The 16,351-nt window shown below is 43.4% G+C and carries 14 protein-coding genes; 8 read left to right on the plus strand and 6 right to left on the minus strand.

The features are described from left to right. Window positions 1-54: 54 nt before the first annotated feature. Window positions 55-1,059, minus strand: a complete 1,005-nt coding sequence (locus tag QUA34_RS04295) for a hypothetical protein (RefSeq protein ID WP_333326472.1) — start codon at window positions 1,057-1,059, stop codon at window positions 55-57. Window positions 1,060-1,204: 145 nt separating this feature from the next. Then, window positions 1,205-1,765 carry a hypothetical protein gene (locus tag QUA34_RS04300; RefSeq protein ID WP_333326470.1) on the minus strand — a complete coding sequence of 187 codons (561 nt, stop codon included), beginning with the start codon at window positions 1,763-1,765 and terminating at the stop codon, window positions 1,205-1,207. Between the two features lie 191 nt (window positions 1,766-1,956). On the opposite strand from QUA34_RS04300, the gene QUA34_RS04305 reads away from it, so the two are divergent. The 3 genes from QUA34_RS04305 (at window position 1,957) to QUA34_RS04315 (ending at window position 4,775) form a co-directional block, all read left to right on the plus strand. Then, window positions 1,957-3,042 carry a T4 RnlA family RNA ligase gene (locus QUA34_RS04305; protein WP_333384262.1) on the plus strand — a complete coding sequence of 362 codons (1,086 nt, stop codon included), beginning with the start codon at window positions 1,957-1,959 and terminating at the stop codon, window positions 3,040-3,042. A 181-nt stretch (window positions 3,043-3,223) separates the two neighbouring features. Then, window positions 3,224-4,099: a phosphatase domain-containing protein gene (locus tag QUA34_RS04310; RefSeq protein WP_333384264.1), complete on the plus strand. Its 876-nt coding sequence runs from the start codon at window positions 3,224-3,226 to the stop codon at window positions 4,097-4,099. A gap of 91 nt (window positions 4,100-4,190) precedes the next feature. Further along, complete coding sequence (locus tag QUA34_RS04315; RefSeq protein WP_333326464.1) at window positions 4,191-4,775, plus strand: Uma2 family endonuclease; 585 nt, start codon at window positions 4,191-4,193, stop codon at window positions 4,773-4,775. A 143-nt stretch (window positions 4,776-4,918) separates the two neighbouring features. Here the strand turns inward: QUA34_RS04315 and QUA34_RS04320 are convergent, their stop codons facing one another. Together QUA34_RS04320 and QUA34_RS04325 are read right to left on the minus strand one after the other, a co-directional pair. Further along, window positions 4,919-6,454, minus strand: a complete 1,536-nt coding sequence (locus QUA34_RS04320; RefSeq protein ID WP_333326462.1) for a mercuric reductase — start codon at window positions 6,452-6,454, stop codon at window positions 4,919-4,921. Between the two features lie 16 nt (window positions 6,455-6,470). Continuing rightward, a complete protein-coding gene (locus tag QUA34_RS04325; protein ID WP_333384267.1) occupies window positions 6,471-7,202 on the minus strand; it encodes a TVP38/TMEM64 family protein in 732 nt (243 codons plus the stop codon). 78 nt (window positions 7,203-7,280) lie between these two features. Here QUA34_RS04325 and QUA34_RS04330 point away from each other — a divergent pair, with 78 nt between their 5' ends. Together QUA34_RS04330 and QUA34_RS04335 are read left to right on the plus strand one after the other, a co-directional pair. Further along, window positions 7,281-8,309 carry an isochorismatase gene (locus QUA34_RS04330; protein ID WP_333384269.1) on the plus strand — a complete coding sequence of 343 codons (1,029 nt, stop codon included), beginning with the start codon at window positions 7,281-7,283 and terminating at the stop codon, window positions 8,307-8,309. Between the two features lie 169 nt (window positions 8,310-8,478). Then, window positions 8,479-8,967: a hypothetical protein gene (locus QUA34_RS04335; RefSeq protein ID WP_333384272.1), complete on the plus strand. Its 489-nt coding sequence runs from the start codon at window positions 8,479-8,481 to the stop codon at window positions 8,965-8,967. A 196-nt stretch (window positions 8,968-9,163) separates the two neighbouring features. Here QUA34_RS04335 and QUA34_RS04340 read toward each other — a convergent pair whose 3' ends face one another. Continuing rightward, window positions 9,164-10,186 (minus strand): cysteine peptidase family C39 domain-containing protein, encoded by a 1,023-nt coding sequence (locus QUA34_RS04340; RefSeq protein WP_333384274.1) that lies wholly within the window; start codon window positions 10,184-10,186, stop codon window positions 9,164-9,166. Window positions 10,187-10,500: 314 nt separating this feature from the next. Here QUA34_RS04340 and QUA34_RS04345 point away from each other — a divergent pair, with 314 nt between their 5' ends. Further along, window positions 10,501-11,952 (plus strand): methyl-accepting chemotaxis protein, encoded by a 1,452-nt coding sequence (locus QUA34_RS04345; protein WP_333384277.1) that lies wholly within the window; start codon window positions 10,501-10,503, stop codon window positions 11,950-11,952. A gap of 81 nt (window positions 11,953-12,033) precedes the next feature. Here the strand turns inward: QUA34_RS04345 and QUA34_RS04350 are convergent, their stop codons facing one another. Continuing rightward, window positions 12,034-12,216, minus strand: coding sequence for a hypothetical protein (locus QUA34_RS04350; protein ID WP_333384279.1), 183 nt, complete (start codon window positions 12,214-12,216; stop codon window positions 12,034-12,036). A gap of 436 nt (window positions 12,217-12,652) precedes the next feature. On the opposite strand from QUA34_RS04350, the gene QUA34_RS04355 reads away from it, so the two are divergent. Both QUA34_RS04355 and QUA34_RS04360 read left to right on the plus strand, forming a co-directional pair. Beyond that, window positions 12,653-14,107 carry a methyl-accepting chemotaxis protein gene (locus tag QUA34_RS04355; protein WP_333326448.1) on the plus strand — a complete coding sequence of 485 codons (1,455 nt, stop codon included), beginning with the start codon at window positions 12,653-12,655 and terminating at the stop codon, window positions 14,105-14,107. 427 nt (window positions 14,108-14,534) lie between these two features. Next, the gene (locus tag QUA34_RS04360; protein ID WP_333384282.1) at window positions 14,535-15,992 is read left to right on the plus strand and encodes a CHASE3 domain-containing protein; all 1,458 of its coding nucleotides are present in this window, start codon (window positions 14,535-14,537) and stop codon (window positions 15,990-15,992) included. The last annotated feature ends 359 nt before the right edge of the window (window positions 15,993-16,351 follow it).

A 16,351-nucleotide genomic window follows, 5' to 3' on the forward strand; every position in this document is an offset into this window, starting at 1 on the left:
GCCTGCGGGAAGATAGCTTCGCTGGCGCGTACCTTTTCCATTTCTAACCAAAATTTAACGCTGTCCTGCTTGAAGTGCAGAATTTGCTATCTGGACAACTTCTTGCTGCCGTGCGTTTTTCCTTGTGACTCGGTACAGAACCCCCAGCCTTTGCCACTCAACAAAAGCAGTGCAGTAAGCACCGCAATTATTGAAATAAATCCCCCTGAATCCGCCCGCCAATTCAACGCTTCTGTAAGTATCCTGCGGCAATCGCGAAGGAGGCGAAAACGGTTCATTTCTTTTAGCTTCGATTGTGCCGAAATAACAAGCTCCCGCACGGCATCCTTTGCCTAAATACATTCCCACAATGTAACCGTTGGCACCGGCTTGCACATCAAAATCAAGTTGCTGAATGTCAGATAAAGGAAGTCTACTCGGAAGAAAAACAGGCACTCGCGTTTTGCCTTTGATTTGTCTGAAGATGTTACTCGCAGGAAAACGACTGTTAGCCTGTTTTGCACCTGAGTTATCGGGGAGTGAGGGAAACTTTTGCACAAACTCCCTCCACTGCACAACTCTATTTTTAGCAATGTTGAGAGTGGGAATCGAGTATTTTTCTAGCGCAAAAGAAGGGCGACCGTTGTTCAGGTTGAAGTTGCGGCGAATCACTGTAATTTCGGGTTTTCCTAAGCCGTAAGCTGTTGCTATGGAACGGGCGAGATTGCAGGTAATTTTGAAGCGTCCCATCTCAATACTGCCATTTTCTGCTTGATAAGACCAATTGTAACCCTCAGAAGCCCGATCGCGATCGCACAGAAAATGAGAAATCTCAAACATCTTGGCAATATGAACATCGTACAACCGCAACTTGCGCGGGCCGACAGATTTTGCAGTGTTGCGATCGGGTACAATAAATTGTATCGGTTGCCAGCTATCTTCAGGGGAAAAATTAAACCAGCGGATTTCTGTAATCGGGAGTTCAGTCCTTGCTAACGCTGAGTTTGGTGTCAAAGGTGCGATGGTAAAAGCAGTCACCACACAAGCAAAAATCGCCGCAAATAGCCATCTTCTCCTCATCCTGATTTCCCCCTAAGTAGGTCAGCGCAAAAAAACCATAGCATCTTGTAAGAGGCGAGTGCGAGTTAAGATATATCATACAATAACGGTCAGGTACGCACGGATCACCCTACAGATAGAAGTTGTGCGTCCCCGACTACAAAACTTAACGCTTCCGAGCTAGAATAGCTGAATTTGCTATTAAAATTAAATCAGATTCTCGTCCGTTCTTAAGGGCTACGGTATACATAAAACCCTGACTTTTCCACTCAAGAGTTGCTGTGCAGTAAGCCCCGCAACCATTGTGAAAAACTCCTTTCACTCGGTCAGCCAGTTGAACATTTTTTAAAGTCTTAGTTACCCCTTCTACTTTGGTCGAAAACTCACCGCCTTTCTGACCTCGAATTTCCCCAAAAGTGCAAGCTCCCGCACCTCGGCAATCTGCTGTATACTCCATAGAAATAGTATAGCTGTCCGTTGTCGCTTGGCTTTGATAGTAAAGCTTCTGCGAGATAGGAAGCCGGCTGGGGAGGAAAATTGGTACTTGTGTTTTGCCTTTTAACTTTTGCAAGATTTGACTTACCGGAACAACAGTACCCGCTACAGCAACAGATTGGGTTTCCCGCGGTCGCTGCGACAATTCGCACGCACCAAAAACTCCCGGTACAGGTACTAAAACAGTCAATACACACGTAGAAGTCGCCAAAAGTAATAATTTATTGTTCATTATTTTTTTCCTTACTGTCGAAATAGTCCTGTTTTTTTGTGAAGCGCATTCACCTATTTACAACCATACTCCAAAATACAAACTTCACAATAGGCATTCCGAAAAAAAGCAAGTTTAATTTTTTCTGACAAATTCACTAAAATATGCAGTTACCGATAAAATATAAAAGGCGACAAATTTAGGAAGAGAACGTGGAACTGCAAGATTATTTACGCCAGCACGGATTGGAAACCTTGTCCGAAACTTATCATATCAAAGTTACCCGCCACCGCCAATATCCCGATTTAGTCTGTCTGAAATACTCGCAGATAGAATCTCCCCTAGGCGAAAAAATAGTGCAGCAGTGCCGAGGCATTATTTTAGATTCATCTCAAGATTGGCAGATAGTTTCTTATCCCTACAACAAATTTTTTAATTACGGAGAAATTCACGCCGCTGCAATTAATTGGACAAATGCCAAAGTTTACCAAAAACTAGACGGTTCTCTGACTGTACTGTATTTTTACAAAGGAGAATGGAGAGTGCAATCTAGGGGCACTCCCGACGCCGCCGGCGAAGTTAACGGTTTTGGATTCACTTTTGCCGAACTTTTTTGGAAAGTCTGGCAAGAATTGGGATATCAATTGCCACAAGAAACCGACCAGTGTTTTATCTTTGAGTTGCTGACGCCTTACAATAGAATAGTTGTCCAGCAAACTAACAATCAAATCGTCTTGCACGGCGTTCGCAACACTCAAACACTGCTAGAAAATGACCCCAGTATTTGGGCAAATAAATATGGATGGAAATTGGTCGAATCCTATCCTTTAACTAGCTGGAAAGAAGTTATCGAAGCGGCTCAACATTTAGATCCTATGGATTCGGAAGGGTATATTATCTGCGACGCTAACTTCAACCGAGTTAAAGTTAAGTCTCCGCAATATGTCGCGATTTCCCATCTTCGTGAAGGGTTTTCGACCCGCCGGATGATAGAAATTGTTTTAACTAATGAAGGGGAAGAGTTTTTAGCTTATTTTCCTGAGTGGAGTGAGTTGTATCAACAAGTTAAGGAGAAATATCAATCTTTGGTTGAAGAAATCGAGGAAGTTTACCGACAGCACGAACATATCGAAGTTCAGAAAGATTTTGCCTTAGCTGTGAAACATTTGCCGTATTCCGGGATTTTGTTTTCTTTGCGGGCCCGAAGAGTTGCGGGAGTGAAAGAAGCTCTCCGTGATGTTACGATCCATAAAATAGAGGAGTTGTTGGGTTTAGATTACATCCATTTAGGTTTGTAGAAGCAGAAAGGCACGACACGGATTTTGACACGGATACACGGATTAATGATCGAGCGTGAGGCAGATGTTGAAGGAAGAGGGAAGTTCGGCAACGAGCAATGTACGGGATGTAACGGATGTAACGGATGGAATGAAGAGGTAAGTATTTAAACAATGCCCAATGCCCAATGCCCAATGCCCAATGTCCAATTACCAATTACCAATTACCATGAAAAGAGTTATTGTACTTGTTGGTTTACCTGCTTCGGGAAAGTCTCAATTTGCTAGGGAGTTGCTGCTGTCTGAACCTGCAAAGTGGGTGCGTAGCAATAAAGATTTGCTCAGAGAAATGGCTCACGCTTCTCATTGGTCGCCTGCGAATGAAAAGTTTATTGTACAGTTGAGAGATACGATTATTTTGATGGCTTTGGAAAGTGGCAAGCACGTCATTGTTGATGATACTAATTTCGGGCCTCACATCGAGCAGATCAAGGAGTTGGTTAAAGGTAAAGCTGTTGTGGAAGTTAATGATTCTTTCCTACAAGTTCCGGTTGAGGAATGTATTAAACGGGATTTGAAAAGGCTTAATTCGGTGGGCAAAGATGTGATCATGAAGATGTACAATAAGTACGTTCGGGTTCCCGTTGTGCCGCCGGAATATAACCCGGATTTGCCGGATGCAATTATTGTGGATATGGACGGTACACTGGCACTTCTCAACGGCAGAAATCCTTTTGATGCTTCTACGTGCGATCGCGATTTGCCCAATCAGCCCGTCTTAGATACCGTTCGCAAATGGCAGTCTAGCGCCCATATTATTGTAGTGTCGGGCCGCACAGATGACTGTCAGCCTCAAACTGAAAAATGGTTGCAGCAGTATGAGGTTAATTATGCCGCTCTTTATATGCGGAAAACCGGAGATATGAGGAAGGATGCGATTATGAAGGAAGAATTTTATCGGCAGCATATTGCAGGGAAATATAATGTTAAGTTTGTGTTGGACGATCGCCAGCAAGTTGTTGATATGTGGCGGTCTTTGGGATTGACGGTATTCCAAGTAGATGAAGGGGATTTTTAAGGCCGGGTTTGTTTGCGCGGGCGATCGCAACTTTCAACCATTGTCCCACCCCTAATGCTACAATCAAAGTAACATTGCAAAAAATTTTGTTATGATATCCATTCCCCAAGCGCCCCAAAAAATGACCGTTGAGGAATATCTCGAATGGGAAGCTCAACAAGAGATTCGCTACGAATATGTCAACGGCGAAGTTTTTGCCATGACAGGCAGTACAATTCCTCATAACGATCTTGCACTCAACTTTTACAGGAACTTGTACCCACATCTGCGTTCCAGAGGCTGTCGGATGAACGTGTCAGATGTGAAATTGCAAGTCAGTTTTCAAAGCCGTTACTACTACCCTGATGTGATAGTCAGTTGCGACCCTCAAGACCTCAATTCCCGCACATTCATTCAGAATCCTAAAATAATTGTGGAAGTTCTTTCTCCCAGTACAAGTGCTAAAGATCGGGATGAAAAATTCACTTGTTACCTAAAAATACCGACTTTGCAAGAGTATATCTTGATTGACGCCGAAAAGATTTTTGTTGAGCGTTACTGTCGGGGAGAGGGGAGAATGTGGCTTTACTATTCTTACACTGCTGGGGAGATTATCACTCTATCAAGTATTGGGTTTGATTTGCCGATCGCACTTTTGTATGAAGGTGTTGGATTTGAAACAGAAACAGAAGGATAAAAACACACCTAATTTTGCAGCTTTTTTATGAACCGGCAAGATGCCTGTTCCACAGAGAGTGAATTTTATTTTGTGGTAGGCTCAGACGCCGCCCATAAAAGCCAATAATGAACAGGCAAGATGCCTGTTCCACAATTATTTATCTATCGCGTCCAACCCAGCCAGCGATTAAACAAATTCTTAACAAGCGGAGTCAAACGAGTGCGATTGTAAGCATCTCCGGCTTTCCGAATTGCATCAGCTTGTGTCGGATACGGGTGAATTGTGCTAGCAATCTTTCCCAAACCAATATTGTTAACCATTGCCAAAGTAATCTCGCTGATCATATCCCCAGCGTGTCGCGCTACAATAGTTGCACCTAATATTTTATCGCTACCTTTTTTAACGTGAATTTTCACAAATCCTTCCTCTTCGCCGTCAATAATTGCCCGATCGACTTGACTGAAAGGGATTAAAAATGTATCGATATCAATGCCTTTTTCCTTAGCTTCGTGTTCCCCAATTCCGACGCGCGCAATTTCCGGGTTTGTGTAAGTACACCAAGGTATCGTCAAAGCGCTGAGCTTTTTGCGCCCGAAAAATAGAGTGTTTTGAATTACCATTCTCGCGGCAAAATCAGCAGCGTGAGTAAATTTATGTTTCATGCAAATATCCCCAGCGGCATAAATGCGGGGATTAGTAGTTTGCAAATTGTCGTTGACAAATACACCCGTGTGTGTATCGTATTCGACACCCACAGCCTCCAGATTCAATCCTTCCACGTTGGGCGATCGCCCTGTACTCACAATAATTTCATCTACTGTTACCGATGCTTCCTTACCTTGACATTTATAATAAATTACTTTGCCTGCATTTGTTTTCTCAACGCGCTCTATTTGGGATTCTAGTATTAGTTGAATTTCTTCCCGTAGAAAAGCCTCCTGCACGATTTTAGCAGCATCCGCATCTTCTTTGTCTAAAATCTGAGCATTTTTGTGCAGCAATACGACTGCCGAACCCAGCCTGCGGAATGCTTGAGCCAATTCGCAGCCGATCGGCCCTGCGCCAATTACTCCCAAACGCTGAGGTTTTTCCGTGAGGTTAAAGACTGTTTCATTTGTCAAATATCCAGCTTCTTGTAAACCGGGAATTTGTGGTTGTAGCGCCCTTGCACCTGTGGCAATTACTGCTTTTTTAAACCGGAGAGTTTGACCTGCAACTTCTACTGTATTATTGCTAGTAAAACGACCCGAACCCAGAAAAACATCGACTCCTAATTTCTCCTGATATCGTTGAACAGAATCAACATCGCTGATTCCCGCCCTAATCCGGCGCAGCCGTTCCATCACAGCAGCAAAATCCACTTCTACACTGTCAGAAACATTAACACCAAATTTACTTGCTTCCCAGATATCGCCGACAGTGCGAGACGATCGAATTAAAGCTTTTGACGGCACACAACCGACATTCAAACAGTCGCCGCCCATTAAATGTTTTTCAATTAAAGCAACTTTCGCGCCCAAACCTGCGGCACCGGCAGCAACAATTAATCCAGCGGGGCCCGCGCCAATTACTACTAAATTATAACTGCTAGCAGGCTGCGGATTTTCCCAATCTGGCGGATGCAAATAGGAGACTAATTTCTGGTTGTGTTCGTCCATCGGGGGGACAGTTACGCGATCGACTTTTGACTGCGGCATTCACAAATCCTCCTAATTAAATACTTTCTTCCAAAACCTTGCTGGCTATGCGAGTGATAAAGACAGTAACAGCGACTGTAGCAAGAAAACTGATAATATTAATCAACCATTTTACGGCGGAATCTTGAGGACTTGCATACACACTTTCCGTGCCTATCGCAGCAACCTCTCCCACCAAAGAACCGGAGTAAACGTACATAATTGTACCCGGTATCATGCCAAAGGAACCCAGCACGTAATCTTTCAAAGAAACCTGAGTAATTCCCAGAGCGTAATTCAATAAATTGAAAGGAAATAAAGGACAAAGACGAGTTAAAAAAACTATTTTTAATCCTTGTTGGGAAACTGCGCGATCGAGAGCTTTAAACTTGGGGTGAGATTCCATATATTTTACCACGCGATCGCGGCACAAATAGCGCCCGATCGCAAAAGCAAATACAGCACCTAAAGTCGAAGCCGCAAAGACGTAAACAGCACCCCACCACAAACCAAAAATCGCCCCCCCTCCCAGCGTCAGTAACGAACCCGGTACAAACAGCACAGTAGCCAAGTTATAAGTAGCGACAAAAGCCACTGGCCCCCACCACCCTAAATCCTCAATCCGCATTAACAGACTTCTCAAAACATCTTGAACGTAGGCAGATCTAGTTGCTACAATTAAGAGAGCGAGCAAAAGTGTGATCGAAAAAAACAACACTATGCGTTTAAATTTTACCCTAGCATAATCTTGGATTCGTTCTTTTGCCATGATTCACCCGCAAATATTTATCAGCATTATACTCCAAACTTAAATTATTACGGTCAACTACCATAAAAGCGATAGGTTATGACACCAAAAGCCCAACTTCCGATCCCCGAACATTTCGACCCCAAAAAAGTAGGCGAAGTCTGGCGAGTCCCCTACCAAGAACTGGGCACCCAAGCGAAAGATTGGACAAAGCAGCACAGCATCCAGCCAGCATCCAGCGACAAAAACCGTATTTGTTTGCTGATAATCGATGCCCAAAATACCTTTTGTTTGCCCGAATTTGAACTATTTGTGGGCGGGCGTTCCGGTAGCGGTGCTGTCGATGACAACCTGCGACTGTGCGAATTTATTTATCGCAATTTAAACGCAATTACAACCATTGCGCCGACAATGGATACCCACACCGCCATGCAAATTTTTCATCCAATCTTTTGGATCAACGAAGCAGGCGAACACCCCCTACCAGCGGCAACTTCTATTACACTCGAAGACGTGCAGCAAGGCATTTGGAAAGTCAATCCCGCCATAGCCCACAGCATCAGCGGGGCTAATTTTTCAGCACTGGAAAAACAGGCTTGCCACTACGTCAAAAAACTCAGCGACGATGGGAAATATCCCCTGACAATTTGGCCCTATCACTCAATGTTAGGTGGCATCGGACACGCGCTGGTTTCTGCGGTGGAAGAAGCAGTATTTTTTCATACTATAGCCCGCAACAGCCAAGCACTTTTTGAAATCAAAGGCGGGAATCCACTGACAGAAAACTATTCTGTTTTGCGGCCGGAAGTTTTAGAGGGATTCGACGGCAATCCGATTGCGGAAAAGAATGCTAAGTTTATTGATAAATTACTCGATTTTGATGCAGTAATTATTGCCGGACAAGCCAAAAGTCACTGCGTTGCTTGGACAATTGATGATTTGTTAACGGAAATTTTGGCGCGAGATACGAATTTGGCAAAGAAGGTTTATTTGCTAGAAGATTGCACTTCGCCTGTGGTTGTTCCGGGTGTTGTTGATTTTACAGAACAAGCAGATGCAGCTTATCAAAAATTTGCGGCGGCGGGAATGAATGTTGTTCAATCTACTGAGTTAATTCTGGGCGATTAAAGACGAGTGTTTTATCTTGCGGTTTTCCGTGCAAAAAAGTATACATGATTAACCAGATGCGGTAATTTTTGTTCGCTTGGCACTCGACTGCGATCGCATTTAACTGATTACGTATGATATCATATCCGGTAAATCACTTACGACACAAGCGTAGTTAAGGAGTTTCCCGATGGCTGAAAACAAAATTTATAGTGTTGTTCTGTTTCGGGATGCGAGTGTGCGAGCAATTTCAAAACTATCGGTGGCCATCGCCACTACTATTCTGAGCACAGTTGTAACTGCAACCCAAGCTTACGCAGTTCCCGTAACCTACGATTTCACCATCACTGTTACTAAAGGCGGGTTAGCGGGCAATTCATTCGACGGTTCTTTCAGCTACGATGATGCCAAATTGAAGGGAACGGGAGTCGAAGAATTGGGAATTACTGAGGGATTAACTACCTGCCTAAATTACCTGGGACGCACTTATCGCGAAACCGATGATACCAGTTATCCTAACTTTCCCACACTCAGATTTGAGGATGGTAAGATTACACAACTAAACTTCTGGATTCAGCCGAATCAGCGAGTTAATTGGTGGAATTTACCTGGATGGGAAGTCAAGCTGTCTGAGCCTAAAATGAGCGATTCAACTGTTCCCAATTGTCAAAAACGGTGAGGCGTACTCAATGTGCGATCGACCGTAAAAATATAGGAGGAATTAGATGCAACTGCCTACGTTTACGGTAATTTCAGGCAGCCATGCTACGAAGGTGCAAGCGATTTTTTGCGATCGCTAGGAACGGATGGCTCAACTATTGTTTAAAAAAGACTGCACAATTCCTCTTGCCTCTACGGTTGACGATTTTCAATAACTATTTCCCATCCAATCTGGGGACTTCTTGCAAAAAACTGCCGCTCAACATTAATTCCGTCATCCGGTCTAAGTGGCCGCTGACTTGCAATTTTTTATCTGTTTGAAAGCGCTCGATATCTGCTTTTAAATTGCCGCTATTATATCCTAATTTACTCAAATAGTCAACAGCTTGTTTGTTACTTAACAAGATATCCGCCGAACGAAAAATCGGCACGTATTCTTCGCGCCAAATCTGGGTAAAAGTTGCCCTATCTAAATAGAAAATCCTGCCCCGCGCCGGGTCTCCAATGGCAGCTACACTGTCATTCATGCCCAGCAAAGCGACCGCGTGGGGTAGCTTCCGAGGGCCGTCAAATAGCCAAACTGCTAGAACTCCGGGGCGATTAATTTGCTGAATTTGCTCCCAAGTAGGCCTTAGTTCGATCGCATTTACGCCCAAAGCTCTTGCTGCTATAATTAACTGCGGCATGGAAGTTCCCAAACGACTCGTCCGGGCAAAACGCGCTACACTCGATTCCGTCGCCTCGATTCCCCAACGCCTTAACACTGTTGCTAGGGCCGCGGGGGCGCAACTGCTGTTAGATGTTTGCCGAAATACACCGTTTGGCTGCAAATTATCTATTAAATCATCGTAAATTGGCGCCATAAAATAGTTTTCAGCGCCTGTAAATCCTCCCAATCCCAACAAGCAAATTAAAATTACTGCGATTACTTGGGGTCGCGCTGTCAACCAACTTATACTAAAGCCAATACCGCAGACTCCCATCAACATCACTCGTAGCAAAGTCCAAGTAACTTGCATCCCGTGAAAGCGCCACTCGATCGGCAAAACAGGCATTTGAGGCATATTTAGAGCCAGTAGCAGCAAGGCAATATAAAAAACCAAAAAAGCTAGGGCGATCGAATTTCTGCCCTTAAACAAATCATTAGCCGTCACTCCCGATCGAACTAACACTCGCCCGAACCGCATTCCCCAGACAAACAGCACCGCACCCAGCACCAGCGTCACTACTATTTCCATGAACTCAAAATTTTGTTGCTTAACTAAGTTGTAACATTTATGCGATCGACTTGAACCTCAATCAATAGTGGGAGAGAAGAAGAGTGGGGGAGAGAATTTGACGATGTGTGGGTTTCGTTCTTCAATTTCCCGCTACAATCGAATAAACAAGATTTATCCAACCAAAATCGCAGCAGGTAGAACAACCGTTAATCCTAAAGACTTGGCCTGCATCGCTTGCTCGACATTAAGTTTTGCCAGGTTTTTATTTATGAGTGTGAATCAATGGTGACAATCAGATAATTCAGCTACCTAACCCCAAAGGAGAGATTGCTATGTTTGTCAACTTAAAGCTGAGAAACCAGATGTTACTCGGATATGCAGTTCCCATTGCTTTATTTGTAGGATTAGTAGCGCCAGTTTTCTCTAGCGCTAGTAAGATAGCCGAGTCATATAAACAAACAAAAAGCTCGCTTATTGCCATAGAAGGGACAGATTATATGAGTTTTTACATGGCCCAGATGGTGGCAGATACTAGGGGCTATCTTCTGATCAAGGATGGAGATTATTTAAATGCTTACCAGAAAACTTTACAAACATTTGAAGAAACAGCAGCATCTCTAGGCAAGACGATTGAAAATCCCAGCCAAAAAGAGCGATTGCAAAAATTAATGGGCTTACAAAAACAATATAATGATTTTTCTGGACAAATGATTAATTTAGTCAAGCAAGGAAAGCAAAAAGAAGCGCTAGAAGTTTTTGCCACAAAAAAAGGGACATTAATCATCAATGAATTTAACGAATTAAATCGCTCTTTTAATGAAAAAGAGCATGAAATTTTAGACGCTGCAACTTCCAACGCAGAAGAAAATATCAGATTTTTAGTCGCTGCCGTTTTGGTTGGTGCCGTCTTAGGCATCACGATCGCCTTACTTGCTGCCTTTTTAATCTCTTCAGGTATTGCTAAAACAATTAGTGACGCAGTGAATGCGATCGCCAGTTCTTCCACAGAGATTGCTGCCACAGTTGAACAGCAGGAACGCACAGCCAAACAGCAATCTAGCTCTGTAAATCAAACTACAATCACAATGGATGAATTGGGCGCTGCTTCCCAACAATCAGCCCAGCAAGCCCAAGCTGGTGCGGAATCTGCACGGCAAGCTTTAAAGAGCACTGAAAGGGGAACCCTAGCAGTGGAGCAAACCCTGAAATCGATGACAATATTGAAAGAAAATGTCGGGGCGATAGCGGCACAAATTCTGCAATTGAGCGAACAAACCCATCAGATTGGCAATATCTCTACTGATGTCACAGATTTAGCCAATCAAACAAATATGCTGGCACTGAATGCCTCAGTAGAAGCAGTCCGGGCGGGCGAAAACGCCAAAGGTTTTACTGTCATAGCCACAGAAATCCGCAAACTAGCAGACCAAAGTAAGAAATCAGCCGCGAAAATTAACCGCCTAGTCGATGATATCAAGAATGCGATAAATTCTACCGTAAGGGTGACAAAGGAAGGTACTAAAACAGTAGAATCAGGAACAAACATCAGTCAAGAAACGGCAGCAGCTTTCTCGGAAATAGCAAATGCTGTTAACAATGTGGTATTGAACAATCAACAAATTTCTCTAACTGCTCAACAACAAGCAGTGGCCATTCAACAAGTAGTGGAGGCGATGAACAGCCTCAACCTAGCAGCAAAAGAAACTGCTAGTGGTATTACTCAAACCAAAGTAGGCACTCAACAATTGAACGATGCAGCCCAAAATCTCAATTCAATTGTCTAAATGGCGCTCAGTTTTTTGGGATAGCAGACGAGCAATTGATAGCATTGAGTCATGAATTGAGCTCCCTGCCCTCCCAGCTTGTCAAACAGTCGGCATCCAAGTCAAAGTGTTCGCAGGCGCTCGCATCCCGAAAGCCAGGGCGATCGAATTTCGGCCCTTAAACAAATCATTAGCTGTCACTCCAGAGCGAACTAACACTCGCCCGAACCGCATTCCCCAGACAAACAGCACCGAACCCAGCACCAGCGTCACTACTATTTCCATGAACTCAAAATTTTGTTGCTTAACTAGGTTTTAGCATTTATGCGATCGACTTGATCCCAAATCAATAGTGGGAGAGAGGAACAGTGGGAAAGAGGAACAGGGGGGGAGAGAATTTGACGATGTTTGGGTTTCGTTCCTGAATTTCTCGCTACAATCGAATAAACAGGATTTATCCAAAATCGAAGCAGGTAAAACAACCCTTAATCCTAAAGGCTTTGACCTGCATAGCTGGCTCGATATTAAGTTTTTTCAGGTTTTTCTTGATGAGTCTGAGTCAATGGTTGAGAATCAGATAATTTAGCTACCTAACCCAACAGGAGATATTGCCATGTTTGCCAACTTAAAGCTGAGAAACCGGAGGCGGCTCGGATATGCAGTTCCCCTGGCTTTGAAGTGGCTTAATTTGTTTGTTTTTTAAAGATAGGAAAAAATTAAGATGATTAACTTCAAAGCCACCAAATTAAGAGAGCGTATTCTGTGGGGATATTCCCTACCGATTTTGCTTTCAGTTGGAGCAGCTAGTTTGGTTTTCTTTAATGCTAAAGAAGTCGAAGAAAAAGCCAAGGTTCTAAATAATTCTCATGCGGTTGTTCTAGCATTAAAAGCTCAACAGCTAGGATTTGCAGGTATGCAAAAAGCTGCTCGTGGGTATTTTTTGGCCAAAGATAGTGCTTTCTTAACTGAATACAATGAAGAGGAAAACAGCTTTGACAAATCCTATCAGGATTTACTTAATCGGGCACAAAACCCGCAACAGCGCCAGCGGCTAGATGAAATGAAGGTCTTAAAAAATCAGATAGACCAAGGCTATAGACAAGCCTTTTCTTTGGTTGATAAAGGTAAGCAAGACGAGGGACTTAACTTATGGAAGAGCCAAATTGTACCAAAGCTTCGTCAGGTTGATGCTATAGCTAAGGAGTTTCAAAGCACCGAGGAAGGGATTTTAATTGATCAAGAAAAAGAGCAAATTCAAGCTTTGCAGTTCCTGACTACAGTGGTGATTTTAAGCACTGCTTTAGCTGCACTTACGGCAATTGCGATCGCTTTGTGGATTGCTTCAGGCATTGCAAAGAGCATGAATCAGTCAGTCAATATGATTGTTAGTTCTTCCACAGAGATTGCAGCCACAGTGGAACAGCAGGAACGCACAGCCACACAGCAATCGAGCTCTGTAAATCAAACTACAATCACAATGGATGAATTGGGCGCTGCTTCCCAACAATCAGCCCAGCAAGCCCAAGCTGGTGCGGAATCTGCACGGCAAGCTTTAAAGAGCACTGAAAGGGGAACCCTAGCAGTGGAGCAAACCCTGAAATCGATGACAATATTGAAAGAAAATGTCGGGGCGATAGCGGCACAAATTCTGCAATTGAGCGAACAAACCCATCAGATTGGCAATATCTCTACTGATGTCACAGATTTAGCCAATCAAACAAATATGCTGGCACTGAATGCCTCAGTAGAAGCAGTCCGGGCGGGTGAAAACGCCAAAGGTTTTACTGTCATAGCCACAGAAATCCGCAAACTAGCAGATAAAAGTAAGAAATCAGCCGAGAAAATTAACCGCCTAGTCGATGATATCAAGAATGCGATAAATTCCACCGTAACGGTGACAAAGGAAGGTACTAAAACAGTAGAAGAAGGAACAAACATCAGTCAAGAAACGGCAGCAGCTTTCTCAGAAGTAGCAAATGCTGTTAACAATGTGGTATTGAACAATCAACAAATTTCTCTCACTGCTCAACAACAAGCAGTTGCTATTAAACAAGTAGTGGATACGATGAACAGCCTCAACCTATCGGCAAAAGAAACCGCTAGTGGTATTACTCAAACCAAAGTAGGCACTCAACAATTGAACGATGCAGCCCAAAATCTCAATTCAATTGTGTAAGTTAGTGGGTAGAGGCTGGTTTTCTGTGGCTGTCAAGTAATAATATTTATTATATTGCCCATTAAACCCGCCCCTAGAGTCGCTAATGAAAAACCCTACTAACATCGACGGATATCTGCGTAAAGAAATAGACTAATAACGCAAGTTGCTAGTTATTCCCCCTCATCCCCCAGCCCGCAAATCCGCACCGGGGGAGAAGGGGAGCAAGAGCAGGATTAAAGCTTCTCGCCCATCTATAAAATTTTTTCCTTTTCCCCCCCTCCTCTTGTAGGAGCGGCTGGGGGAGGTGCGAGAGGGGTTGGGGAGAGGGTGAATCAATGTATAGGACATAACTAGCAACTTAGGTTAATAGGACTTACGCAAGGAATCATTTTTCACACTATCTGTTTTGCCAAAGTAAATAACTAATCAAGGAGTAAAAAGGGAAATGTCCCCAAATATTATTCGGCTTAGGAAAGTAGTTCCGTTGGGCTTCGGCTCAATTTTTTTGTTAATGATTAGCATCGGATTGGCCACTAAATTGAGTATGGATAATTTAGCCGCAGCTATTGAGTTGCAAACGCACACTTATGTAGTTAAGACAAATTTGCAAGCCCTAGAAAAAGATTTATTGGATGCTGAAACAGGACAGCGGGGGTTTATCTTCGCTGGAAATGAGGAATTTTTAGAACCTTACCAAAAGGGGAGACTCGCCTTTTATAAAACAGTAAATAATACAAAAGAGCTAATAAAAGATAACCCTGAGCAAGTTAAAAGGTTGGAGCAAGTTGAAAATTTTGCTCAGCAAAAACTAGATGAATTAGCGGCAACTATATCTCTGAAAAGAGCTGGAAAAGAGCCCGAACTAAGAGCATTGGTAATTTCAGGTAAAGGCAAGATATTTATGGATGAAATCAGGGATAAGCTGGCAGAAATGCTTAAGGTAGAAGATGCTTTACTGGTTCAACGAACAAAATTAGCAAAACAGTCGGAGCAATTAGCGACGATTGTTTCTATAGGAGGTACGGTTGTTGCTGTAGTATTGGGTTCATTTATTGTATTATTTATTTTTGATAAAATTATCCGACCAATCAATGAGGTAGCAAATACGATCGCCAGTTCTTCCACGGAGATTGCGGCCACAGTTGAACAGCAGGAACGCACAGCCGCACAGCAATCGAGCTCTGTAAATCAAACTACAATCACAATGGATGAGTTGGGTGCTGCTTCCCAACAATCAGCCCAGCAAGCCCAAGCTGGTGCGGAATCTGCACGCCAAGCTTTAAAGATCACTGAAAAGGGAACCCTAGCAGTGGAGCAAACCCTGGAATCGATGATAATATTGAAAGAAAATGTCGGGGCAATCGCGGCACAAATTCTGAAATTGAGCGAACAAACCCATCAGATTGGCAATATCTCTACTGATGTCACAGATTTAGCCAATCAAACAAATATGCTGGCACTGAATGCCTCAGTAGAAGCAGTCCGGGCGGGCGAAAACGCCAAAGGTTTTACTGTCATAGCCACAGAAATCCGCAAACTAGCAGACCAAAGTAAGAAATCAGCCGAGAAAATTAACCGCCTAGTCGATGATATCAAGAATGCGATAAATTCCACCGTAGCGGTGACAAAGGAAGGTACTAAAACAGTAGAAGAAGGAACCAAAATCAGTCAAGAAACGGCAGCAGCTTTCTCGGAAGTAGCAAATGCTGTTAACAATGTGGTATTGAACAATCAACAAATTTCTCTAACTGCTCAACAACAAGCAGTGGCAATTCAACAAGTAGTGGATACTATGAACAGCCTCAACCTATCTGCAAAAGAAACAGCTAGTGGTATTACTCAAACCAAAGTAGGCACTCAACAATTGAACGATGCAGCCCAAAATCTCAATTCAATTGTCTAAAGGGTACTCAGTATTTTGGGATAGCAGACTAGCAATTGATAGCATTGAGTCAATCGATTTTAGATTTGAGATTTGAGATTTGAGATTCAAGCATTGACTTGCGCGAGATAAATACGTTCGGCAAGTTTCATCGGATACAGGTTTTTTATTTCTGGACGGATGAATCCGGGGGCTTGTATCCTGGATGCTTTCGGTCACAACGATCGCACGCGAGTGCATCGCGACAGCCAGGGCGAGGGAATTTCTGCCCTTAAATAAACTGCGATCGATAACTCCTGACTCGTGCTCAATAATGAATCCGTGTATCCGTGACTTCCGTGTCCTCCCTTTCTTCAACACATCCTAAAATTTGCAAAATG

The sequence above is a fragment of the Microcoleus sp. POL10_C6 genome, assembly GCF_036701585.1.
In the GTDB taxonomy this organism is placed as follows: domain Bacteria; phylum Cyanobacteriota; class Cyanobacteriia; order Cyanobacteriales; family Microcoleaceae; genus Microcoleus.